The sequence below is a fragment of the Bradyrhizobium sp. CCH5-F6 genome (assembly GCF_001556045.1).
In the GTDB taxonomy this organism is placed as follows: Bacteria; Pseudomonadota; Alphaproteobacteria; order Rhizobiales; family Xanthobacteraceae; genus Bradyrhizobium.
Genome location: NZ_LSIC01000028.1, coordinates 25906 through 47391, shown reverse-complemented (window position 1 = coordinate 47391; position 21486 = coordinate 25906). Strand labels below are relative to the sequence as shown.

Annotated in this window: 20 protein-coding genes; 11 read left to right on the top strand and 9 right to left on the bottom strand. The window is 65.3% G+C overall.

The features are described 5' to 3' along the window. Positions 1 to 4: 4 nt before the first annotated feature. The 5 genes from hydA to AX729_RS05560 are packed head-to-tail and all read right to left on the bottom strand — an operon-like array spanning position 5 to position 4782. A complete protein-coding gene (hydA, locus tag AX729_RS05580; RefSeq protein WP_156456745.1) occupies positions 5 to 1465 on the bottom strand; it encodes a dihydropyrimidinase in 1461 nt (486 codons plus the stop codon). Then, complete coding sequence (locus tag AX729_RS05575; protein ID WP_061020908.1) at positions 1426 to 2157, bottom strand: maleate cis-trans isomerase family protein; 732 nt, start codon at positions 2155 to 2157, stop codon at positions 1426 to 1428. Before AX729_RS05575 ends, hydA begins: the two co-directional genes overlap by 40 nt. Positions 2158 to 2166: 9 nt before the next feature. Further along, positions 2167 to 2943: an ABC transporter ATP-binding protein gene (locus AX729_RS05570; RefSeq protein WP_061020907.1), complete on the bottom strand. Its 777-nt coding sequence runs from the start codon at positions 2941 to 2943 to the stop codon at positions 2167 to 2169. Then, positions 2943 to 3794, bottom strand: a complete 852-nt coding sequence (locus AX729_RS05565; protein WP_061020906.1) for an ABC transporter permease — start codon at positions 3792 to 3794, stop codon at positions 2943 to 2945. Before AX729_RS05565 ends, AX729_RS05570 begins: the two co-directional genes overlap by 1 nt. Then, positions 3778 to 4782, bottom strand: coding sequence for an ABC transporter substrate-binding protein (locus AX729_RS05560; protein ID WP_061020905.1), 1005 nt, complete (start codon positions 4780 to 4782; stop codon positions 3778 to 3780). The genes AX729_RS05565 and AX729_RS05560 overlap by 17 nt, the downstream gene beginning before the upstream one ends. 199 nt (positions 4783 to 4981) lie before the next feature. Between AX729_RS05560 and AX729_RS05555 the strand changes: the two genes are divergently transcribed. Together AX729_RS05555 and AX729_RS05550 are read left to right on the top strand one after the other, a co-directional pair. Then, positions 4982 to 5692, top strand: a complete 711-nt coding sequence (locus tag AX729_RS05555; RefSeq protein ID WP_061020922.1) for a GntR family transcriptional regulator — start codon at positions 4982 to 4984, stop codon at positions 5690 to 5692. 2 nt (positions 5693 to 5694) lie between these two features. Beyond that, positions 5695 to 6444 carry an aspartate/glutamate racemase family protein gene (locus tag AX729_RS05550; RefSeq protein ID WP_061020904.1) on the top strand — a complete coding sequence of 250 codons (750 nt, stop codon included), beginning with the start codon at positions 5695 to 5697 and terminating at the stop codon, positions 6442 to 6444. Here the strand turns inward: AX729_RS05550 and AX729_RS05545 are convergent, their stop codons facing one another. Beyond that, the gene (locus AX729_RS05545; protein WP_061020903.1) at positions 6445 to 7833 is read right to left on the bottom strand and encodes an amidase; all 1389 of its coding nucleotides are present in this window, start codon (positions 7831 to 7833) and stop codon (positions 6445 to 6447) included. It abuts the gene before it with no gap. Between the two features lie 88 nt (positions 7834 to 7921). On the opposite strand from AX729_RS05545, the gene AX729_RS05540 reads away from it, so the two are divergent. From AX729_RS05540 to AX729_RS05525, 4 genes are all read left to right on the top strand, one after another. Next, positions 7922 to 9016, top strand: coding sequence for an ABC transporter ATP-binding protein (locus AX729_RS05540; protein ID WP_061020902.1), 1095 nt, complete (start codon positions 7922 to 7924; stop codon positions 9014 to 9016). 30 nt (positions 9017 to 9046) lie between these two features. Next, positions 9047 to 10093, top strand: coding sequence for an ABC transporter substrate-binding protein (locus AX729_RS05535; protein WP_061020901.1), 1047 nt, complete (start codon positions 9047 to 9049; stop codon positions 10091 to 10093). 231 nt (positions 10094 to 10324) lie between these two features. Next, complete coding sequence (locus tag AX729_RS05530; protein ID WP_061020920.1) at positions 10325 to 11188, top strand: ABC transporter permease; 864 nt, start codon at positions 10325 to 10327, stop codon at positions 11186 to 11188. Then, positions 11188 to 12003, top strand: coding sequence for an ABC transporter permease (locus tag AX729_RS05525; protein WP_061020900.1), 816 nt, complete (start codon positions 11188 to 11190; stop codon positions 12001 to 12003). The genes AX729_RS05530 and AX729_RS05525 overlap by 1 nt, the downstream gene beginning before the upstream one ends. On the opposite strand, the gene AX729_RS05520 is transcribed toward AX729_RS05525, so the two are convergent. Then, on the bottom strand, positions 12004 to 12339 hold the full coding sequence (locus tag AX729_RS05520) for a hydroxyisourate hydrolase (RefSeq protein ID WP_061020899.1): 336 nt from the start codon (positions 12337 to 12339) through the stop codon (positions 12004 to 12006). 26 nt (positions 12340 to 12365) lie between these two features. Between AX729_RS05520 and AX729_RS05515 the strand changes: the two genes are divergently transcribed. Both AX729_RS05515 and AX729_RS05510 read left to right on the top strand, forming a co-directional pair. Beyond that, positions 12366 to 13562, top strand: a complete 1197-nt coding sequence (locus AX729_RS05515; RefSeq protein ID WP_061020898.1) for an MFS transporter — start codon at positions 12366 to 12368, stop codon at positions 13560 to 13562. Continuing rightward, positions 13543 to 14910: an amidase gene (locus tag AX729_RS05510; protein WP_061020897.1), complete on the top strand. Its 1368-nt coding sequence runs from the start codon at positions 13543 to 13545 to the stop codon at positions 14908 to 14910. The genes AX729_RS05515 and AX729_RS05510 overlap by 20 nt, the downstream gene beginning before the upstream one ends. Positions 14911 to 15128: 218 nt before the next feature. Here the strand turns inward: AX729_RS05510 and treZ are convergent, their stop codons facing one another. Further along, complete coding sequence (gene treZ / locus AX729_RS05505; protein WP_061020896.1) at positions 15129 to 16940, bottom strand: malto-oligosyltrehalose trehalohydrolase; 1812 nt, start codon at positions 16938 to 16940, stop codon at positions 15129 to 15131. A gap of 200 nt (positions 16941 to 17140) precedes the next feature. Between treZ and AX729_RS05500 the strand changes: the two genes are divergently transcribed. Together AX729_RS05500 and glgX are read left to right on the top strand one after the other, a co-directional pair. Beyond that, entirely contained in the window at positions 17141 to 17422 is a 282-nt protein-coding gene (locus AX729_RS05500) for a DUF3606 domain-containing protein (protein WP_061020895.1), read from the top strand. Positions 17423 to 17443: 21 nt separating this feature from the next. Further along, positions 17444 to 19681 carry a glycogen debranching protein GlgX gene (gene glgX, locus AX729_RS05495; RefSeq protein ID WP_061020919.1) on the top strand — a complete coding sequence of 746 codons (2238 nt, stop codon included), beginning with the start codon at positions 17444 to 17446 and terminating at the stop codon, positions 19679 to 19681. An 84-nt stretch (positions 19682 to 19765) separates the two neighbouring features. Here glgX and AX729_RS05490 read toward each other — a convergent pair whose 3' ends face one another. Continuing rightward, the gene (locus AX729_RS05490) at positions 19766 to 20845 is read right to left on the bottom strand and encodes a HoxN/HupN/NixA family nickel/cobalt transporter (RefSeq protein ID WP_061020894.1); all 1080 of its coding nucleotides are present in this window, start codon (positions 20843 to 20845) and stop codon (positions 19766 to 19768) included. Positions 20846 to 21263: 418 nt separating this feature from the next. On the opposite strand from AX729_RS05490, the gene AX729_RS05485 reads away from it, so the two are divergent. Then, positions 21264 to 21467 carry a hypothetical protein gene (locus AX729_RS05485; protein WP_061020893.1) on the top strand — a complete coding sequence of 68 codons (204 nt, stop codon included), beginning with the start codon at positions 21264 to 21266 and terminating at the stop codon, positions 21465 to 21467. Positions 21468 to 21486: the final 19 nt, after the last annotated feature.

Sequence of the window (21486 nt, the reverse complement as noted above, 5' to 3'; positions counted from 1 at the left end):
TGGATCAGATCAGGCTCGACTTGCCCCGGCTCAGCACATTGCCTGCCCCCTTGGCGCCGACGATCCGACCCTGGTTATAGACCACTTGGCCGCGGGCGATGGTCGTCACCGGCCATCCCGTGACCTCGAAGCCTTCCCATGGCGTGTAGTCTGACCCGTGATGCAGATCGGCCTGCCGGATGGGCTTCTTCAATTTGGGATCCCAAAGAACGATGTCGGCATCAAAGCCGACGCCGATCGAGCCCTTGCGCGGATAGAGACCATAGATCCGCGCGTGGTTGGTCGCGGTCAGCTCGACGAACTTTTGCAGGGTGATGCGTCCCTTCGAGACGCCTTCGGAGAACAGGATCGGGAGCCGCGTCTCGACGCCGGGGATGCCATTCGGCACCCAGCGGAACGAGGTTCGGGAATTCGGCGTCAGCTTGCCCTTCGGATCGTCGTAGCGGAACGGGCAATGATCGGACGAGAAGGTCTGGAACACGCCTGATGTGATGCCCTCCCAGATCGCCTGCTGGCTCTCGACATCGCGCGGCGGCGGCGAGCAGACATATTTCGCGCCTGATATGTCCATGTTCAGGCCCTTCATGTCGTCGGCCGTCAGCGTGATGTATTGCGGGCAGGTCTCGGCATGCACAGGCAAGCCGCGCTGCTGGGCCCAGCGCACCTGCTCCATCGCCTCGCGTCCGGAGACGTGCACGATCATGATGGGAACGCCGATCACCTCGGCATGGCTGATGGCTCGGTGCGTCGCCTCGCGCTCCACGGCCTGGGGCCGCGAGGTGCCGTGATAATAGGGCGCGATATGGCCTTCACGTTCGAGCTTGCTGGTAAGGAAGCGGATGGCATCGTAGCCCTCACAATGGACCATCACCAGCGCCTCCTCACGGCGCGCAACGTCGAAGACCTCGAGCAGCTGCTTGTCGCTGAGCACGAGGTCGTCATAGGTCATGAACACCTTGAAGGAGGTGTAGCCGTCCTTGACGAGAGCCGGCAGCTCCTGTCCGAGCACGACCGCCGTCGGATCGGAAATGATGAGATGGAACGCCGTGTCGATGTAGCATTCGCCCTCGGCAAGCTTGCGGTAGTTCTCGACGCAGGTGCGCAGGGAGGTGCCCTTCTCCTGAAGCGCGAAGGGCAGCACCATGGTGTTGCCGCCGGCAGCAGCCGCGCGCGTCGCCGAGGCGAAGTCGTCGGCCATCACCACGTCGGGGCCCGAGGGCTGCGAGATGTGAACGTGGCTGTCGATCCCGCCCGGCAGCGCGAGCAATCCCGTCGCATCGATCTCGCGTGCCGCGCCCTCGATGCTGTCAGCAATGCTGACGATACGGCCGTCGCGGATGCCGATATCGGCGCGAAACTCGTCGCTGGCCGTCACGATGGTGCCGCCGCGAATGGCGAGATCGAGCTGCGTCACTGAGGCCTCCGTCACTTGATGGCTGGCATTGTCTGGAAGATCCGCCCCCATTGCGCAAGGGTCCTGATGTCGCCGCCGGCGAGCCCGAGGGACCGCCAAAGCGTCACCGCGACCGAGTCGAGCACGGCGATGTCCAGCTCCTGCTCCAGCGCGGCCGTCAGCGCCGCGCCGTCGAGGTTGGTGCAGAGGATGACGATGGCCTCGGCACCCTCCGCCGCCACGGCCCGGATCATCTCGGCGATCGTCGCAGGTGCGACCTCGCCAAAGGAAAAATTGTCGCGCAGCCCGAGATGCCGCTCGGCATGCGGCGCGACTCCCTCCCCGGCCCAGACGTCCGCGATGCGCCGTTGAACGTCGTCCGTATAGGGCGAGACCAGTCCGACGCGTTGGGCGCCGATCGCACGGGCGGCATCGATGCAAGCCAGCGTCGACGTCGTCGCCGGCGCGCCTGTGCGCGCCGTGATCGCCTCACAAAGGCTTCGGTCGCGGCCGATGCCCAGCCAGCTCGCCGAGGTGCCGTTCCAGGCGATCGAGTCGACCTTGGCGTCGGCCAGCAGATCCGCTGCGGGCAGCATTGCCGAGGCATCGAACTGACTCAACGCAGCCGCGTCGAGTGCAATCTCCGTAACGCGGAAGCGCGAGAAATGCGCCGTGACGCCGGGAGCGTCGGCCAGCATGGCGCTGGTGACGGGCTCGAGCACCGAATTGGAGGACGGCGTGATCATGCCGAGACGCTTGCGCATGCCGAGACCTTACGACGCCTGCGCAAGGCGCGTCGACTCCTCGCGGATCAGGGACAAGATGTGGCGCTTTGCGTCGTTGAACTCGGGGCTGGTGATATCGCGCGGGCGCGGCAGGTCGAAATTGACGGCCTCCCGGATCCGGCCCGGCCGCCTGGTCATCACCACGATCTTGTTACCGAGCACCAGCGCCTCGTCGACACTGTGGGTGACGAACACGATGGTGCAGCGGCGCTTCTGCCAGATCGCGACCAGCTCCTCCTGCATTTCGAGCTTGGTCTGGGCGTCCAGCGCCGCGAACGGCTCGTCCATCAGGATGACGCTCGGGTTCATCAACAGTGCGCGGGCGATGCCGACGCGCTGATTCATGCCGCCCGACATTTCGGAGGGATGATGATGCTCGAAGCCGCGCAAGCCGACGAGGTCGATGAACTCCATGGCGCGGTGGTGCCGCTCGGCCTTGGCGACGCCCTTGAGCTTGAGATGGAAGGCAATGTTGTCGATCGCCGTCAGCCACGGCATCAGCGTCGGCTGCTGGAACACCACGCCACGGTCAGAACCGGGCCGCTCCACCTGCTTGCCGTCAACTAGCGTACGCCCGGACGTCGCCTGCTCGAAGCCGGCGATGATGTTGAGGAGGGTCGACTTGCCGCAGCCCGACGGGCCGAGCAGGCAGACGAAATCATTGGCCTCGATGTCCAGATTGATGTTGTCCAGCGTCAGCAGGTCGCGGCCGCGCCGCTTGTCGGAGAACACCTTGACGATGTTGCGAAGCTCGATTGCCGCCATCAGCCCGCCCTGCCCTGCACGGTGGTTGTCTGCTGCCAGCGCAGCGTGCGCGCCATGATCGCCTTGAGGCCGAGGTCGGAGAGATAGCCGAGCAGCCCGATCGATATCATCGCAGCTAACACGATGTCGTAACGCAGGAAGTAATAGGAATCCCAGAGCGCATAGCCGAGGCCGCTCTTCACCGCGACCATCTCGGCCGTGACCGTCAGCATCCAGGCCGAGCCGACCGCGATGCGCAGGCCTGCGAAGATCGAGGGCAACGCCGCCGGCAGCACGATGTCGGTCAGCATCTGCCGTCCGTTCGCGCCCATCATCGCGCCTGCCCGCACGAGATTGTGGTCCACGGTCTTGACGCCATGAATGCTGTTCATGAGCACCGGAAAGAATGCGCCGAGGAAGACCAGGAAGATCGCCGGCTTGTCGGCGATCCCAAACCAGATGATCGCGAGCGGAATCCAGGACACGGGCGGGATCGGACGCAACATCTGCAGCGTCGGCTCCAGCGTCTTCTCGAACAGCCGGGACCAGCCGATCGCGACCCCGGCAAGGATGCCGAGCAGGCTTGCCAATGCAAAGCCGCCAAAGACGCGGAGGGCGCTGGCGAGCGCATCACGCAACCAATGGCCAGAGTAGGTCTGCGTGGTCTCGTCGAAGCCGAACACCCAGTCGCCGAGCGCATGCAGCACCGCGCTCGGCGCTGGCAGCAGCGCGGGCGGCAGCATGCCGCTGCGCGCAAAGGCCTCCCAGCCCGCGATCAGCAGCGCAGGCACGACGAGGCGTTCGAGCCCGTGGAACGCCCGCGTCAGCCGAAACGCCGGCCTGGCGGGCGAGACATCAGTAACCGAGGTCATTCTTGGCCTTTCCCGTGGCCTTCTCCAGGAACGAATAGTCCATGTTCTTCTCCGCTTCCGCGGAGACGTCCTTGGAGATGTACTTGAGGTCGCGCATCATCGCCGCGATCGCCAGGGTCTGCGACCGATGGATCGCAGGATCGGGCGAAGCATTCTTGAGCGCCTCGGTCGCCACCGTCTTGTCGAGCCCGGTGAGCTTGTTGATGACCTCGATCCACGGTCCCTTGTCGGCGATCAGCTTGTTGTCGAGTTCGACCACGGCGGCGACGACGCCCTGTACGCCGGCGCGCTGGCTCGCGATCACGTCGGAACGGGTGACGATCAGGTTGGTCAGATTGCCTGCGGCCTGTTCATACGGCAGCACGAAGTGCTTGCCGGCACCGGCGAGCCGGATCTGCGAGGCGAACGGCTCGACCGAACAGATCATGTCGACCTCGCCGCGCTGGAGCGCCGCGAGATGGTCGGACGGATTGGGGATGTTGATGAACTGGATGTCCTTGTTGGGATCGACGCCCTGCTTGAGGAACGCGCCGCGCATATGGATGTCCTGCGCGTTGCCGCGGGAGGCCGCGACCTTCAGCGGCTGCCCGTCGCTTTTCGCCTTCGCAACGGTCGCCTTGAACGCGGCCCAGTCCTCAGGCGGCAAGTTCAGCTTCGCGGAGGACAGACATTCCGAGCCACCGTTGATCTGGCCCGATACGGCGACGACGTCAAAACCTTTGTCCAGCGCGGTGATGTAGTGGAGGTAGGTGACCTGCGCGACGTCGATACTCTTCGAGATCAGCGCGGTGAGCACGTCGTTGCCCGAGTTGAAGCCGGTGGCCTCGACCTCGACGCCCTTCGCCATGCCCGGGATTAGCGACATCGGCAGGCAGTGTGCGCATTTGGCGTAGCCGAGCTTGATCTTCGCGGTCTGCGCGGAGGCGATCCCGCTTCCGCCAAGCACCGCCGCCATCATCACGAGGCCCAGTCGCAAACCCGTCCGCATCGCTTACTCCGTTTCGAAGGCGCGGGATCCCGCGCGTCGGCAGCAATCATCCGCCGCTCTTCGCCGCAGCGCAATCCGGTTTTTGCATGCTGCATACAATTTGCGCTGTATGCCATTGTTTTCAGCGAGATAGGTCGATATTTTGGGCAGCAATAGCAGCCGGGAAGCGGCTAGGATGAGCGGAAGCAGTGAGGCACGCGTGCAGCAGAAATCGGATGCGCCGAAGGGACGAAAGTCGCCCAAACTCAAGCGGATGGGCCTGCATGAACGCGCCGCCGCGCGGATGCGGACGATGATCATTCGCGGCGAGCTGCCGCCGGGCTCACAGACCCAGGAGACCCGGCTGTCGAAGGAGCTCGGCGTGTCGCGCACCCCCTTGCGCGAGGCCATGAAGGTGCTGGCAGCCGAAGGATTGATCGAGCTTCGCCCCAACCGCAGCCCGCGCATCGCCGACATCGCGGTCGACGGCATCTCGGAATTGTTCGAGGCCCTCGCCGGCATCGAGCGGCTTGCCGCCGAGCTCGCCGCGGAGCGTGCCACCGAGCGCGATCTGGCGCGCCTGCGCACGCTTCAGACCCGGATGGAAGGTCATCACCGCACCGGCAAGCTCGACGATTACTTCGCCATCAACGGCGAGATCCACAACACCATCGTCCGCATGGCCCGCAATACGCCGCTGCGCGAGGCGCACGAGACGTTGATATCCCGCGCCGAGCGCGCGCGTTTTCTCGCGCTCGGCGCCGATCGCCGCTGGAGCAATTCGGTCGACGAGCACGCCGATATCCTGGCCGCCCTCGAAGCGCGCGACGGCGAAGCAGCCGGCCGCCTGCTCGGCGCGCATGTCGCACGCACCGGCACGGCGCTGCTCGAAGTCCTCGCCGCCTCTCAGGCCAAGCGGACAGCGGCATAAACATGAAGCTCCTGCTGCTCAACCCGAATACCAGCAAAGAAGTCACGCACCTGATGATGGGTGTCGGGCAGCGCGCGGCTTCCCCCGGGACGGAGCTGATCCCCTGCACCGCGACCCGCGGCGTGCCCTATATCGCGACGCGCACCGAGGCGCAGATCGGCGGGGCCATTGCGCTGGAGATGCTCGCCGAGCAGCACACGGCGGTCGACGCCGCGATCATCGCCGCCTTCGGCGATCCCGGGCTGTTCGCCGCGCGCGAGACCTTCGACATTCCCGTGGTCGGCATGGCGGAAGCGGCGATGCTGACGGCCTGCATGGCCGGTCGCCGCTTTGCCATCGTCACCTTCGCCCAGGCGCTCGGGCCCTGGTACGAGGAGTGCGTTCGCGCCCATGGATTGTGGGAGCGTTGCGCCGGCATCCGCATGCTCGATACGCCGTTTCAGGCGATCTCCGAGGTCGGCACCGAGAAGGAGGACGTGCTGGTCGAGCTCGCCCAGCGCGCCATCGCCGAGGACGAGGCTGATGTGCTGATCTTTGCCGGGGCGCCGCTCTCCGGCCTCGCCGAGCGCGTCGCGGACCGGATCCCCGTTCCCGTAGTCGATCAGGTCGTCGCGTCGGTGAAGCAAGCCGAAGCGCTCCATGCACTGCGGTTGCGCAAGGCAAGGGCGGGCACGTTCCGGCGGCCCGCCGCCAAGCCGACCACGGGTCTTGCCGATGCGCTCGCTGCCCGGCTCGAGCATCGCGACAGCTGATCAGAAAGGCGGCCGCCGATGCGAAAAACCCAATTCGTTCTCGAGTACACGGCCGAAGGCAAACAACCGGGATTCGCCTCCGGGCGCCGCGATGACCTGAATGCCGAAGGGCAATTCGTTCGGTTCTCGTCGTACCGGCACGGTCAGGACGGGAAAGCCGACCAGCGACACGATGAAGGTGACCGCGAGATAGTCGATCGGTGTCTCCAGGGCGACCCCGTCGATTGCGGTGACATCGCTGATCTCGTTCGGCCAGGGAAACACCGACGCCGCAGGCACGACCAGGAAATCGGCGCGGGTGAAAAGCTCACGAAAGCTGCGGTAGATGACGGTGCGACGCCGTTCGGCGTTCAGGTAGCCCTCCGCGGACAGATTCGCGCCGGCCTCGATATTCCAGATCACCGTCGGAGTGAGCTCCGCGCGCCGGGCCCTCAGCAACTCGCCATAACTGTTGGCGATATGCGCAGCTCGCAGCGTGCGGAATGTTTCGATCGCGCCGCTACAATCGGGCGAGGACCGCACGATTTCGGCAACGCGGGCCAGCGCCTCGCACGCTGTGCTGAAACGCACGCGAACGTCGCGTGCGACCGGTGCAACACCGAAGTCGGGTGTGACGGCGATCCGGGGACGTCCCGCGATCGACCGGTCGTCGCTGCCGAGGCCGATCGATACGGGATCACGCAAATCGCTTCCCTCGCACACCGACAGCGCAAGCGCGAGGTCATCGACACCGCGGGCCAGCAAACCGTGAGTGGCGAGCATGTCCCAGCCGAGTGGACGGCGCGGCGACGGAATGCGGCCGGGCGTCGGCCGGATCGATGCGACGTCGCAGAAGCTTGCGGGCGTGCGTACGGAGCCGCCGAAATCGGTGCCGTGCGCCAGCGGCACCATGCCGGCCGCGACCGCGACGGCGGAGCCGCCGGACGATCCGCCGGAGGTCAGCGCGGTATCGAAGGGATTGCGCGTCGGCCCGCGCAATCGGTTGCTGCAGACCGCCCCGAAGCCGAATTCCGGCGTGTTGGTCTTTCCCAGAATGATCGCGCCGGCGCGGCGCAGCCGCGTTACCACGAGATCGTCCTCGGCCGGAACGTGATCGCGAAACAGCACCGATCCATAAGTCGTCTTGAGCCCGCCGGTGTCGGTGAGGTCTTTGATCCCGATAGGCACGCCGTGCAGCGGACCGAGCGGCGCCGATGCCGCATCGCAAATCTGCGCGGCGCGGCGAGCACCGTCCGCATCGACCGTCACGAACGCCGCCAATTGACCCTCGAGACTCGCAATCCGCGCAAGATGCGCTTCAACCGCCTCACGCGAGGACAGCTCGCGCCTCGCAATCGCGCGCGCAAGCTCCTTGGCAGTGAGGTCGCAAACCGATCGATCCGATGTCATCGGGCCACCATGCCTGAGCGCGCGCCGAAAAGCGACAGGCGCGGGCACGAGACTTGCTTTCTCCTTTGGGGCAACGGGAGGCAACACCATGGCTGAAACGCAAGGCGGCCGATCGCTCGTCGTCGACGCGGTCACCCACCGGTATCCGAATGGCGCGCTTGCGGTCGAGAACATCAATCTCGACATCAAGGGCGGCGAGATCATCGCCCTGCTCGGCCCGTCCGGCTGCGGCAAGACGACCCTGCTGCGCATCATCGCCGGCTTCATCGCGCAGACGCAGGGACGCATCATCATCGGCGACGACATCGTCGATGCGCTGCCCCCGAACCGCCGCGCCGTCGGCATCGTGTTCCAGAACTACGCACTGTTTCCGCATCTTTCGATCAGCGAGAATGTCGCCTACGGCCTCGCGGCCCGCGGCATCGACAAGGGGACGCGCCAGCGCGAGGCGCAGCGCCTCCTGGAGCTGGTGCAGCTGCCGACCATGTCCGAGCGGCTGCCGCGGCAGCTCTCAGGCGGCCAGCAGCAGCGCGTGGCGCTGGCCCGCGCGCTCGCGATCAAGCCGTCGATCCTGCTGCTCGACGAGCCCTTCGCCGCGCTCGACAAGAATCTGCGGCTCGACATGCAGATCGAGATCAAACGGCTGCAGCGGGTCTCCGGCATCACCACGCTGATCGTGACCCACGATCAGGAAGAGGCGCTGTCGATGGCCGACCGCGTCGCCGTGCTGAGCCACGGCAAGCTCGAACAGTTCGGTACGCCGTCCGACGTCTACGACCGGCCGCAGACATTGTTCGTGAACACCTTTGTCGGCTCCACCAACCGCATGCCGGGAATCGTGGTGTCAGCGGACCGCACGGCGGCAAAGGTGCGCCTCGACGCCGGCGCAGAGATCATCGCAAGGCCGGCGGGCGGCACTCTCGCCGAGGGCGGCCGCGTCACGGTCTGCATCCGCCCCGAGCATCTGCAATTCGTCGGCGACGAGTCCGGCTTTGCCGGCGTGGTCGGCATGTCGCTGCCGCTCGGGGCCACCGTCGTGCACGAAGTCACAACTGCCGATGGCTCCGGCGTCAAGGTCTCGCAGGCGCGCATCGGCGAGACGCACGCGCTGGAGAGCGGCGCTGCGGTGCGTCTTGCGCCGCTCGCCCCGTCACTCGCCAACGCCTTTCCCGCAACGCTTTAGATCCAGTCCTTGTCCAGAGGGGAGTTCGACATGATCATGAACCGCAGAAGCCTGATGACCACGGCGCTCACACTCGGGGCCATGAAAACGTTTCCAGGCCTGAGCTTCGCCCAGGCCCGCCCGCTGGTCTTTGCGACCTTCACCGGAAGCTGGGAGGAAGCCCACAAGGCGGTGCTGGTTCCGGCCTTTCGCAAGGCGAACGCAGACGCTGCCATCGTGCTCGACCCGATGCTCTCGGTCGACCAGATCGCGAAGGTCAATGCCGCCAAGGCCAATCCGCCGATCGACGTCATGCTGCACGATCCCGGTCCGGCGCTTGTCGCCATCGGGCAGGATCTGGTCGAGCCCTATCCGGTCGAGAAGAGTGCCTACTACAAGGACCTGATCGCCGAGGCGCAGGAGCCGATGGGCCCTGCCCCGTTCTTCCAGGTCGTCGGGCTCACCTACAATCCGGAAGCCGTCAAGACGCCGCCGACGTCGTGGGCCGATCTCTGGAAGCCCGAGTTCAAGGGCCGCGTCGGCATCACCAACCTCAACTCGACGCTCGGCACCGGATGGCTGGTCGAGATCGCCAAGATGCGGGGCGGCTCGGAAGCCAATGTCGATCCAGGCTTCAAGGCGCTGGAGGAACTCAAGCCCAATCTCGCTGCAGTCGCCGCCAATCCCGGCGCGCTCGCGACCCTGTTCCAGCAGGGCCAGATCGACATCTCGCCCGGCAATTTCAATGCCATCCAGATCCTGAAGGCGCGCGGCGTCCCGGTCGAGTTCGTCGCACCGAAGGAAGGCGCCATCGCCTTCAAGACCACGATCCACATCGTCAAGAATTCGCCCAACCGCGAGCTTGCCTTCAAGCTGATCGAGGCGGCGTTGACGCCCGAGGTGCAGACCACGCTGATGAACCCGCCTTATCTGATCGTGCCAACCAGCTCCAAGGTGACGATGGGCGGCGAGATCGCGCGCGTTCTGGCCAAGGACACGGCGGAGCTGAAGAAGAAATTCGTGTTCCAGGACTGGAAGAAGATCAACGAGCAGCGCTCGGCCTGGATCGAGCGATTCAACCGCGAGATCAAGATCTAGAGCATGATGAGATTAGATTCGACTGCCGTAACGAGGGAGGTGTGCTCCCTCCCCCGCTTGCGGGGGAGGGCTGGGGAGAGGGTATCTCCGCAATCGAGAACCCCCAAGAGGAGAGAACCCTCACCCGGCGCGTTGCGCCGACCTCTCCCGCAAGCGGGAGAGGTGCACCGAGTCCGCGGCCGATTGATTCAACTTAAGACCATTTCATCCTAGAACATTCGAGGAATGGCGATGGGCACAGCACCGGCATCACGCGATGTGACATCCTACGGGATGGGATTGGCAGCGCCGCTGGCGCTGTTCTTCCTCCTCTTCTTCGTCGCGCCGCTGCTGCAATTGTTCTGGCTCTCGCTGCACAACGACACGGCCGCGCTCCATTGGGGGCTCGGCCAGTACCTGCACTTCCTCACCGATCCCTTCAGCCTGAGCGTGCTCGGCTCGACGCTGCTGCTGGGGGCCGAGGTGACGGCCGTGTGCCTCGTGCTCGGCTTTCCCATCGCCTGGCTCTATCAGCGGGTCGGACCAAAGCTCCAGACCATCATCATCCTGATCGTGCTGCTGCCGCTTTTGACCAGCGTGGTCGTCCGCACCTTCGCCTGGATCGTCATCCTGGGCCGGCAGGGCATCATCAACGCCACGCTGCAATCGCTCGGCGTCATCGATACTCCCCTTAAGCTGCTCTATACACAGTTCGGCGTTGTGATCGCGCTGGCGCAGGTGCAGATGCCGCTGATGACGCTGCCGCTGATCACCGCGCTCGGCCGCATCGACCCCAATCTCGACGATGCCTCCTGCTCGCTCGGCGCCGGAAGCTGGCGCACCTTCTTCCGCATCGTGCTGCCGCTGTCGCTGCCCGGCGTGATCGCCGGCTGCACGCTGACCTACGCCGCCGCGATCACCGCCTTCATCACCCAGTCGCTGGTCGGCGGCGGTCAGATGCTGTTCATGCCGATGTATCTCTATCAGCAGGCCTCCACGCTCCAGAACTGGCCGTTTGCGGCAGCGATCTCGATCATCTTCCTGCTCGCCGTGCTCGCGGTCGTCTCGGTCTTCAGCACGCTCGGCCGCCTCTCGCGCGGCTATGGAGGAGCGTGATGAGCGGCCGCAGGCGCACCCTGGAAGCCCTGAGCTTCGAGCTCGTCATGACCGTGATCGCGGTGATCGCGCTGATCATCATCATCGCGCCGTCGCTGGTCGTTCTGATCGTCTCCTTTACCAGCGGCTTCTCGCTGCGCTTCCCGCCTCCGGGTTATTCGCTGCGCTGGTACGCCGAATTGTGGAATGCATGGCAGCTGCATTTCGCGGCGAAGAACAGCCTGATCGTGGCGTTCTGGGCGACCGGCCTCTCCGTCGTGCTCGGCGTCGCGGCCGCGCTCGCGATCTCGCGGTCGCGGACGTTGTCCGCACGGCTGCTCGATTCCCTCTTCATGTCGCCGCTGGTCCTGCCGGCGCTCGCCTTCGGCCTTGCCGCCCTGATGCTGTTCTCGCTGGTCGGCCTGCCGGTGTCGCCGCTGACGCTGGTGATCGGACACACCGTGGTCTGCGTCCCCTATGTCGTGCGCAACACGGTCGCCGCCCTCGCCCAGCTCGAGCCGACCCTGCTCGAAAGCTCGGCTGTGCTGGGGGCAAGCCGTCTCTACACGTTCCGCCGCATCGTGCTGCCGCTGATCCGGCCCGGCATCATCGCGGGCGCCTTCATCGCCTTCATGTCGTCCTTCGACAACGTGCCGGTGTCGTTGTTCCTGCGCGATGCCGCGACCGACATGCTGCCGATCCGGATGTGGCAAGATCTCGAAGGCAAGCTCGACGTTACCATTGCGGCGCTGTCGGGCGTTCTGATCATCGCCACCGTCGCGCTGGTCGCGGTCATGGAGCGCGTCACCGGCCTGTCGCGGCGGCTGACGAACTGATCAGGCGCCTCGGAACAGCGAGTAGCCCCAGCGCGTGAATTTCAGCGGCAGGTGAAAATGCTCGTCAACGTTCTTGATGCGGAAGCGGAACGGCGTCACGGTCAGGAAGCCGCCGCTTTCGGAAAAGAACTCGCCGAGATGAAACAGCACCTCGTACTCGCCGGCCGTCACGCCTGCGCCTTGCGCGACGGGATGATCGAGCGCGCCGTTGGCACCGAGCCGCCCGTCGGCGATGCGCGAGGAATCCGGATCGATCCGCCATATCTCGACGCGCAGCCCCTGCGCCGGGCGGCCGCTCGCCACATCGACCGCGTGAATGGAAATGCCACCTGCCACGATGTTCCTCCCTTGAGCACGCGACCATGGTAGACGGAAACACGGTCGGTCGGCCAGCACCCGCATTGCTGCCGGCGCTTGGCGCGATGACCTCGCTGCAGGCTCTCGTTGCGCTGGCCTTGTTCGCGCCGGGCGTGGTCGCGCCCCGCGCTCATATCGAGGTCTGGCAGCTCTCGATGTTCTCCTGCGCGGTGTTCGCAGTCGGCATCCCCGCCTCGTTCTGGGGCGGCGGCTTCATCGCGCGGGTGGGCTCGCTGCGGATCGCGAGCCTCTGCGCGGCGGCCATCGTCGTCGGCATGGCACTGGCTTCGCTTGGATCAAGCGCCGCCCTGCTGGCCGCAGGCCTGTGCATCGGCCTTGCCATGGGGCCCGAGACGCCCGCGAGCGCGGCGCTGCTGGCGCGGCTCGTGACTGCCGAGCGGCGCGCCTTCGTGTTCTCGGTGCGCCAGACCGGCAACCAGATTGGCGCCGTCTGCGGCTCACTGGCCCTGCCCGCGATCGCCATCGCGTTCGGGCCGGCCTGGTGCTATGCGGTGGTTGGCCTCTGCGCGCTGCTCGCGATCGTTCTGTTTGAAGGCTTGCGGCCGGCCTACGCCGTCAAGCTCGTCCCGCCCCCGTCGCTCGATCTCCGCGCGCGGCTGGCGCTGATGACGGCGGACCGGCGCATCGCGATGCTGGCGCTGGCCTCGATGCCGTTCAGCGCGATGCAGGTGTCGCTCAACACGGTCTTCGTCACGCTCGGCACGCGTGAACTCGGCCTCAGCCATATCGAGGCCGGCATGGCGCTCGCCTGCGCGCAAGCCGGCGGCCTCGTCGGCCGGCTCGGCTGGGGATTTGTGGCGATGCGCCTCGATGCGTCGCGGATGGTGCTCATCGTCATCGGTATCGGCATGGCCTTTTGCGCCGCGCTGCTCGGCCTCGACGGCGGATCACTCAGTCGCAGCTGGCAGTTCGCGATTGCGACGCTGTTCGGCTTGACTGCCTCGGGCTGGAATGGGGTCTTCATCGCCGAGATCGCCCGCCTCGCCCCGCAGGACCGGATCGGTGAAACCACCGGCGCGGTGCTGACCGCGTCCTATGCCGGCCTGCTGGCGGCGCCGGCGCTCGTTTCAATCCTTGATGGTGTGGCCGGCCTCGGCGCGGCCTTCTTCGCCTTGGCGTGCCTCGCCCTGTGCGGCACGGTGGCCCTGTTCTGGGGAGGCCATGACAATGCCAACGCATAGTGCCCGCGAGATCGCGGCCGATGTCGCGGCCGGGCGGACGAGCGCCGTCGAAACCGCAAAGGCGGCGCTCTCGCGAATTGACGCCACCAGGGCGTTGAACGCGGTCGTCACGATCGATCCCGCACGCACGCTGGCCGACGCTGCGGCGGTGGATGATCGCCTGCGAGCCGGCGAAGCGATGCCGCTCGCCGGCGTCCCCGTTATCGTCAAGGACAACATCTGGGTCGGCGGCTGGCGCGTGACGCAGGGCTCGCGCCTGTTTCGCGATTTCGTCGCACCGCGCGATGCCATCGCGATCGAGCGCCTGCGCAAGGCCGGAGCGGTCGTGGTCGGCATCGGTGCAACATCCGAGTTCGCCTGCAAGGGCGTCACCACCTCGCCGCTGTATGGACCAACGCGGCATCCGCTCGATCCCAAGCTGACCCCAGGCGGATCGTCGGGGGGCCCGGCGGCGGCAGTTGCGGCCGGCCTCGTGCCGCTCGCGATCGGCACCGATGCAGGCGGCTCGAGCCGCAGGCCGCCGGCCCATGTCGGTGTCGCAGGCTTCAAGCCGTCCTATGGCGCGATTCCCTACGGGCCAGGTTTCGCCGAACCCTTCTTCGGCCTCTCCGTCATCGCACCGATCGCATCCGATGCGGCCGATGTCGCACTGGCGTTCGAAGCCATGGTCGGCGCCGATCCGCGCGATCCGGATTCTGCCGTGGTTGCACCGCAGGCCGAAGACATCGTCGGTCAGCGCATCGCGTTCTCGCCGCGCCTCGGTCTCGACGTCGCGATCGATGACGTCGTCGCGGACGGGCTCGCCTCCGCCGTCGATCGGCTTTCCAGGAAGGGCTTGCGCATCGCAAGACGCGACCCGGTCTGGCCTGCAGGCGCGACGGAAGACGCCATCATGCCGCTCCAGCATGCGGGGCTCGCTGCGCTCTATGGCGAAACCTTCCGCAAGGATCCGGCTGTCTTCGATCCCGATATCGCCAAGCAGATCGAACGAGGTCTCTCATGGTCGGGTGCGGACGTTGCCGGAGCGCTGCTCGCGAGCGCCGCGATCGCCAATGCCTTCGCAGCCTTCTTCACCGAATTTGACCTGCTGCTGACGCCCACCGTTCCATGCGTCGCCTGGCCGCTGACGCAACTCGGCCCGGACATGATCGGCGGAAAAGCCGTAAGTCCGCGCGCCCACGCGGCGTTCACGCCCTTCGTCAATCATGCCCGCCTGCCGGCGATTTCGATTCCGTGCGGGACCGATCGGTGCGGACTTCCATTCGGTCTTCAGATCATCGCTGCGCGCGGACAGGACCGCTCGCTGCTTGGCGCGGCGCAAGCGATCGAAGCCATCCTGCGAACCTGACGCCAACGGATGACGCCTCGGCGTCTCTCTGAAGGATTCTGGCGGCATCAAAAGTGCGAAAACAACCCCATGCACAGTAGAGATGTCGTTGTCTTCAAAGGAGAATTCTGAAGCCAAATCGACGCGCCGACCGCTTTGACTCGTCGGGCAAAACAGGGGCATGATGCCATCATCGCAGAGGCTGTCGCTTCCGAGCTCGGTTCGGATTTGCGTGCCGATCAGCCCTTTTGGCCAAGTCTCACGATGATGTCGCCGGGCACGAGTGCTTCGGCCTCACTTCCGCGCAATCGCCACAGGCTTTCGCCTTCCACCAGCGGCGGCATGGGTAATTCGTGATCGGCGAAGTTGGCGACGATTTGCAGGACCTCGCCCTGCTCCGTCCGCCAGCGCACGTCTACGCCGCCCATGCGGGGATCTGCGCCGATCAGGTCCCGCTGTGCCGAAACGAATCCCCGTTTGACCAGCGGCACGATCTTCTCACGCCGTATCGTCAGCAATTGGGTCGTCAGCGCTCGAAACCTCGCGCCGGCAGGCGACTGATCGATGCTCGTCCAATCCAGCTTGGAGGCCTGGAAGGTTCTCTCGTCGCAGGGGTCCGGGATCTCGGCACGCGTTTCGGGCGTCGCGAAAGCCTTGAAGTGGGAGAACTCCTTGCGGCGGCCTTCCCGCGTCAGTTCGGCAGCTTCACCCGTCCAGTCCGCGAAGAACAGGAATGGCGTTTCGGCTGCGGTTTCCTCACCCATGAACAGCATCGGAATGTGCGGGCTCAGCAGAACCAGCGCCATGGCCTGCTCCAGCTTCTCCGGTCTGACCAACCTGGAAAGCCGCTCCCCGAAGGCGCGGTTGCCGATCTGATCGTGGTTCTGGGCGAAGAAGATGGTCGCTTCGGGCGGCAGATGAGCACTCGGCTCGCCGCGGGGCACCTGGTGCAGAGGAAAGTTTTCTCCCTGGTAGGCAAAGCCCTCGGTCAGGGATCGCGCGAGATGTTCGAGCGGCCTGTCTGCGAAGGCGCGGTAATATCCCTCGTCTTCGCCCGTGAGCAGGACGTGGAGCGCATTGTGGAAATCGTCGCCCCACTGCGCGTCGTAGTGCCTCGCCCGTCCGTTCGAGCGCTCGAGCAGGTGCGCCTGATTGGCCTCGTTCTCCAGCATCAGATGCACGTGCCGGCCTGCAAGCTGACTGCGCAGGGTCTCGGCGAGCTCGATCAGGAAATGACGCTCGGAATCGTCCTTCAGCGCATGGACCGCATCGAAGCGCAGTCCATCGAAACCATAGTCGCGCAGCCACATCAGGGCGTTGTCGACCAGAAACTCGCGCACGAACGAACCGTCCTGTCCTTCGAGGTTGACGGCCGGACCCCAGCCGGTGGCGTGGCGCGCGGTGAAGAAATTTTCCGCATAGGAATGCAGATAGTTCAGCTGCGGTCCGAAATGGTTATAGACGACGTCCAGGTAAACCATGATGTCGAGGGCATGCGCGGCCCGCAGCAGCCGCTTGAGATCTTCCGGCCGGCCATAACGGGCATTCGGCGCGTTCAGCAACACGCCGTCATAGCCCCAATTGTGCCGGCCAGGGACGTCATTGAGCGGCATCAGCTCGATCGCGCTGATGCCGAGATCGCGAAGATAAGGCAGCTTCTCCTCGACGCCGGCATAGGTGCCCGCTTCGCTGAACGTACCGACATGCAGCTCGTAGATTACGGCTTCCGCCCAGGGACGGCCCGGATAGATAAGGGAATCCCGCAGCGCGGCCGTATCGATCACCTCGCTCGGCGCGCCGACGTCGTCGGGCTGGAAGAACGAGGCTGGATCGGGAACGACGAGGTCCTCGTTGATCCTGAACTGATATCGCGTGCCGACATGCGCGGTTGGGCTGAGCAGCTGATACCAGCCGTCGTCATCGCGCGGCATCTTGCGGGGCGGCTGGCCGATTTCGAGCAGCTCGACCGATCGGGCCGTGGGTGCCCACAAGTTGAACGAGACACCATGATCGACGATTTGAGAACCATGGCGCCGGGTCTGCTCGGCCATTCCCAATCTGTGCGTCAAACCCATCCCCTTTCGCCCCATGCCTCACGCCCTGGCATGCTTCAAGATCGTTGCACGCGTCGGGACGACAAAGCGGAGCTGCGTGCGTTCGTTCCTCCACGGCGCCGGCGCCGGGCAGTTGCAGCTTGTTGGGAACAGAATCAGCGGCGCGACGGTTACCGTGCCAGACAGGAGCTGTCGCCATGCGCCCCGCGAAGCCGCAACCGATCCGCAATAAACTCGATCTGACCGACCGCGCCCAAGTGCGCCTGGTCAAAAAGCGCCTCGGACTATCCGACGCTGAACTGACCAGCATCGTCGGTCGGATTGGCAACTCGATTTCGGCCATCAGCAAGGAGGCGGCCCTGAAAAGAGCAGCCGCACCGGCCAAGCCGGCCGATTTGCCGCCCGCCGCTGCGATCACGTCGGCAGTCGCCGGCGAGCAGCCGGCACTTGGGGTGACCGCGATCGCGCCGACGTCCTGATGGCCTTTCTTGGTGGAAAAGATGGACCAACCCGTACATTCAGACGATGCCCTGACGCAGGCGGCATCGAGCCTGCGACGAACCCGGGTCACCGAGGGCAGGCCGTTTCCGCTCGGCGCCACCTGGGATGGGCTGGGGGTCAACTTCGCGCTGTTTTCGGCCCATGCCACCAAGGTTGAGCTGTGCCTGTTCGATGATACCGGCGAAACCGAGCTTGAGCGCATCGAGCTTCCCGAATACACCGACGAAGTCTGGCACGGCTATCTGCGGTCCGCCCGCCCCGGCACCGTCTACGGCTACCGCGTCCATGGCCCTTATGAACCCGACGCCGGCCACCGCTTCAATCCCAACAAGCTCGTGCTCGATCCCTACGCCAGGCAGCTGGTCGGCCAGCTTCGCTGGGGACCGGAGCTGTTCGGCTACCAGCTCGACCATGCCGACAAGGATCTCTCCTACGACGAACGCGACAGCGCTCCGTTGATGCAGAAATGCCGGGTCATCGATCCCGCCTTCACCTGGGGCGCATCGCGCAAGCCGGAAGTGCCTTGGGAGCGGACGATCGTCTACGAGATGCACGTCAAGGGGTACACCCAGCTGCATCCGCTGGTGCCGGAAGCCGACCGCGGCACGTTCTCGGGCCTGGCGCATTCGGACGTCCCGGCCTATCTGCGATCGCTCGGCATCACCAGCGCCGAGCTGCTACCGATCCATGCCTTCGTCGACGACAGCTACCTGGTCGAGAAAGGCCTGCGCAATTACTGGGGTTACAATTCCATCGCCTTCTTCGCGCCGGACCCACGCTACCTCAAGGCGCCCTCCGCGAACGAATTCAAGGCCATGGTCAACCAGTTTCACGCCCACGGCATCGAGATCATTCTCGACGTCGTGTACAATCACACCGCGGAAGGCAATGAGCTCGGCCCGACCCTGTCGTTCAAAGGTATCGACAACGCCAGCTATTACCGCCTGCTGCCGGACAAGAAGCGCTACTACATCAACGATACGGGGACCGGAAACACCGTCAATCTGTCGCATCAGCGCGTGCTTCAGCTGGTCGCCGATTCCCTGCGCTACTGGGCGACGGAGATGCGTGTCGACGGTTTCCGTTTCGATCTTGCCACCATCCTCGCGCGAGAACCCTATGGCTTCGACGAAGGCGGAGGCTTCCTCGACGCGTGTCGCCAGGACCCGGTGCTCTCCAGCGTCAAGCTGATCGCCGAGCCCTGGGACATCGGGCCCGGTGGCTACCAGGTCGGTCAGTTTCCGCCCGGTTGGGCCGAGTGGAACGACAAGTTCAGGGACACCGTACGCGCGTTCTGGAAAGGCGATCCCGGCACGCTGGCCGACTTTGCCAAGCGCATTTCCGGCTCAGGCGATCTCTTCAACAAGCGCGGACGCCGGCCGTGGGCCAGCGTCAACTTCGTCACGGCCCATGACGGCTTCAATCTGAACGATCTCGTCTCGTACAACGAAAAGCACAACGAGGCGAACGGCGAGGACAATCGCGACGGTCACAGCAACAACCATTCCTGGAACTGTGGTGCCGAAGGGCCCACCGACGACCCGGAGATCACCGCGCTGCGCGAACGCCAGAAGCGGAATCTGCTGGCGACGATGCTGCTCTCCCACGGCACGCCGATGCTGCTCGCCGGAGACGAGTTCGGGCACACACAGAACGGCAACAACAACGCCTACGCCCAAGACAACGAAACCACCTGGCTCGACTGGATGGGCATCACCGCGAACGGCCGCAGCCTTCGCGAATTCGCCCGCAAGCTGATTGCCACCCGCAAGGCATTTCCCATCCTCTACCGCAGCCGCTTCCTGGTCGGTTCGCACAACGAGGATCTCGGCGTCAAAGACGTGACCTGGCTGTCGCCGTCCGGCGAGGAGATGACGACCGAGCAATGGCATGACGGCAATGCCAAATGCTTCGGAATGCTGCTGGACGGACGCGCGCAGGAGACCGGGATCAGGCGCCGGGGCTCGGACGCGACCATGCTGCTGGTCTACAACGCGCATCATGACGTCGTGAACTTTACCCTGCCGGAGGTCGCCGACGGCCGCAGCTGGCTGGGCCTGATCGACACCAACCGGCCTGACGCACCGATGGCCGAGTTCGAGTTCGGGCACGCTTACGCGGTGACCGGGCGATCCCTGCTGGTGTTTGGGCTTGCCAACGATAACATCGCGACGCGCCGCCTGCGGCAAGGTCTTGGTGCGCTGTTGGACATCGCCGACACACCTCTGCCGGGCTGAAGCGCGCTGCGATGAGAATGAATCGTCATCGCGCCTTAGGTTAAGGCCGACACTGCCGTCAGCGCACCGCGACGACGACCGGGCTCAGGCCGCCTCGGTCGCATCGGCGCATTCCAGAGCGTCCGTCCCCGCACGGCGGCGGCCATCCGCAAGCATGCGGCGATACAGCACGACCGAGACGAGCCACGCGATCGCGAACAGCGCGATCACGGCGAAGCCGACATTGGCAAGCGACTCGTTGAGACCCTCGATCAGCGTCCACATGCCGCCGGAGAGACCGAGCCGATCGCCGATCAGGCCAAGCGCCTCGATGCCGCCGATGAAGAGCGCGACCGCGACGGACGCCCCCGTGATCGTGAGGTTGTACCAGAGCTTTCGCAAGGGATCGACGTAGGCCCAGCGATAGGCACTCACCATCAGCGCGGAATCGGCGGTGTCGACCAGCGCCATGCCCGATGCGAACAGCGCCGGGAAGACCAGGATGGCGGCGAGCGAGGTGCCGCGCGCGGCTTCGCTGGCGGAGATGCTGAGCAGACCGATCTCGGTCGCGGTGTCGAAGCCGAGGCCGAACAGGAAGCCGAGCGGATACATGTGCCACGGCTTCGTCACCATGCGGAACATCGGGCCGAGCAGCCGCGCCAGGACGCCGCGATTGCCGAGAAGCGCCTCGAGCTGCGCAGCATCGTGCACCCCCTGCTCCCGCGCCGCGCGAAACGTCCGCCACAGGCCGGCGAAGATGACGAGATTGATGGCAGCGACCGCGAGCAGGAACAGCGCCGATACCGAGGTGCCGACGAAGCCGCCGATCTCCTCGAGCAGGCTGTCGCCGCCGAGGCTCACCACCCCGAGCGCGAGCAGAATGGTCGCGACCACGACCACGGTGGAATGGCCGAGCGCGAAATAGAGGCCGACGCTCCGCGGCGCTCCGCCCGCCTGCATGAGCTTGCGCACGACGTTGTCGATGGCCGCGATGTGATCGGCATCGACGGCGTGGCGCAGGCCGAACACCCAGGCCAGCAGCGCTGTCGCCATCACCGTCGGCCGGTCGCCGAACAGCGCGAAGGCGAAGACCCACGCGGCGACGTTGGCGGCGATGAGCCCGCCGAACAGCAACGCCACACCGGGCTCGACCGCCCGCAAACTCCGCCTCACCGCTCGTTCCATCCACCTGATCCCAGTATGACGTTTATCAAAACATCTCATACTGGCAAGAGCAAGAGCTGGACCACTTTCGACGGGGGCGGCCGAAAGCCGACGAGAACCCAAGCCAAACGGCTGATCTCATGGGAGAATTTCATACCCAGCCTGCCGCGGTGCTGGCGCGGGATGCGGTGCGTCTATTGGCGGGCCGACAGTCAGATCGGCGACCAAAGTTGGTGGTCGGCAGGAGTGCACGGACTTGCTCGCCGCCTGCCGTCATCCAATCTGAAGATGATGGCATGTGATGCCGGAAATTCTGGCGGCTTCCAGAGCAGGCTTCGTCCCAACGGATTGAGACCGATCGCTGTGAAGTGGCTCACATCCCGCAGGACAAACTGGGTGTATTCGTCGTCCCGGGTGGAGATGGCAGACGGAGATACGCATGAAACGCGTCATGCTCTCGCTCATTGCCGCCCTGCTTCTCGCCAGCGCGGCCAACAACATGCTCAGATCGCATGCAGTGTTCAATCTTGGTCAGCACGGCATGGCTTCCATTCAAGACATGCAGGCGGGCCAGGGGAACAAGCTTCCCGATCAGGAGCTTCAGGATCGCTCCGTCCTGTTTGTGAAAGAGCCGGCTCGGTAGGTTGGAGTGCCGCGCTGGT

What these genes read in the sequence shown, in the direction of transcription:
- hydA (WP_156456745.1), bottom strand. Translation starts at nt 1,465, where the DNA reads ATGGGGGCGGATCTTCCAGACAATGCCAGCCATCAAGTGACGGAGGCC.
- AX729_RS05575 (WP_061020908.1), bottom strand. Translation starts at nt 2,157, where the DNA reads ATGCGCAAGCGTCTCGGCATGATCACGCCGTCCTCCAATTCGGTGCTC.
- AX729_RS05570 (WP_061020907.1), bottom strand. Translation starts at nt 2,943, where the DNA reads ATGGCGGCAATCGAGCTTCGCAACATCGTCAAGGTGTTCTCCGACAAG.
- AX729_RS05565 (WP_061020906.1), bottom strand. Translation starts at nt 3,794, where the DNA reads ATGACCTCGGTTACTGATGTCTCGCCCGCCAGGCCGGCGTTTCGGCTG.
- AX729_RS05560 (WP_061020905.1), bottom strand. Translation starts at nt 4,782, where the DNA reads ATGCGGACGGGTTTGCGACTGGGCCTCGTGATGATGGCGGCGGTGCTT.
- AX729_RS05550 (WP_061020904.1), top strand. Translation starts at nt 5,695, where the DNA reads ATGAAGCTCCTGCTGCTCAACCCGAATACCAGCAAAGAAGTCACGCAC.
- AX729_RS05545 (WP_061020903.1), bottom strand. Translation starts at nt 7,833, where the DNA reads ATGACATCGGATCGATCGGTTTGCGACCTCACTGCCAAGGAGCTTGCG.
- AX729_RS05540 (WP_061020902.1), top strand. Translation starts at nt 7,922, where the DNA reads ATGGCTGAAACGCAAGGCGGCCGATCGCTCGTCGTCGACGCGGTCACC.
- AX729_RS05535 (WP_061020901.1), top strand. Translation starts at nt 9,047, where the DNA reads ATGATCATGAACCGCAGAAGCCTGATGACCACGGCGCTCACACTCGGG.
- AX729_RS05530 (WP_061020920.1), top strand. Translation starts at nt 10,325, where the DNA reads ATGGGCACAGCACCGGCATCACGCGATGTGACATCCTACGGGATGGGA.
- AX729_RS05525 (WP_061020900.1), top strand. Translation starts at nt 11,188, where the DNA reads ATGAGCGGCCGCAGGCGCACCCTGGAAGCCCTGAGCTTCGAGCTCGTC.
- AX729_RS05515 (WP_061020898.1), top strand. Translation starts at nt 12,366, where the DNA reads ATGGTAGACGGAAACACGGTCGGTCGGCCAGCACCCGCATTGCTGCCG.
- AX729_RS05510 (WP_061020897.1), top strand. Translation starts at nt 13,543, where the DNA reads ATGACAATGCCAACGCATAGTGCCCGCGAGATCGCGGCCGATGTCGCG.
- treZ (WP_061020896.1), bottom strand. Translation starts at nt 16,940, where the DNA reads ATGGCCGAGCAGACCCGGCGCCATGGTTCTCAAATCGTCGATCATGGT.
- AX729_RS05500 (WP_061020895.1), top strand. Translation starts at nt 17,141, where the DNA reads ATGCGCCCCGCGAAGCCGCAACCGATCCGCAATAAACTCGATCTGACC.
- glgX (WP_061020919.1), top strand. Translation starts at nt 17,444, where the DNA reads ATGGACCAACCCGTACATTCAGACGATGCCCTGACGCAGGCGGCATCG.
- AX729_RS05490 (WP_061020894.1), bottom strand. Translation starts at nt 20,845, where the DNA reads ATGGAACGAGCGGTGAGGCGGAGTTTGCGGGCGGTCGAGCCCGGTGTG.
- AX729_RS05485 (WP_061020893.1), top strand. Translation starts at nt 21,264, where the DNA reads ATGAAACGCGTCATGCTCTCGCTCATTGCCGCCCTGCTTCTCGCCAGC.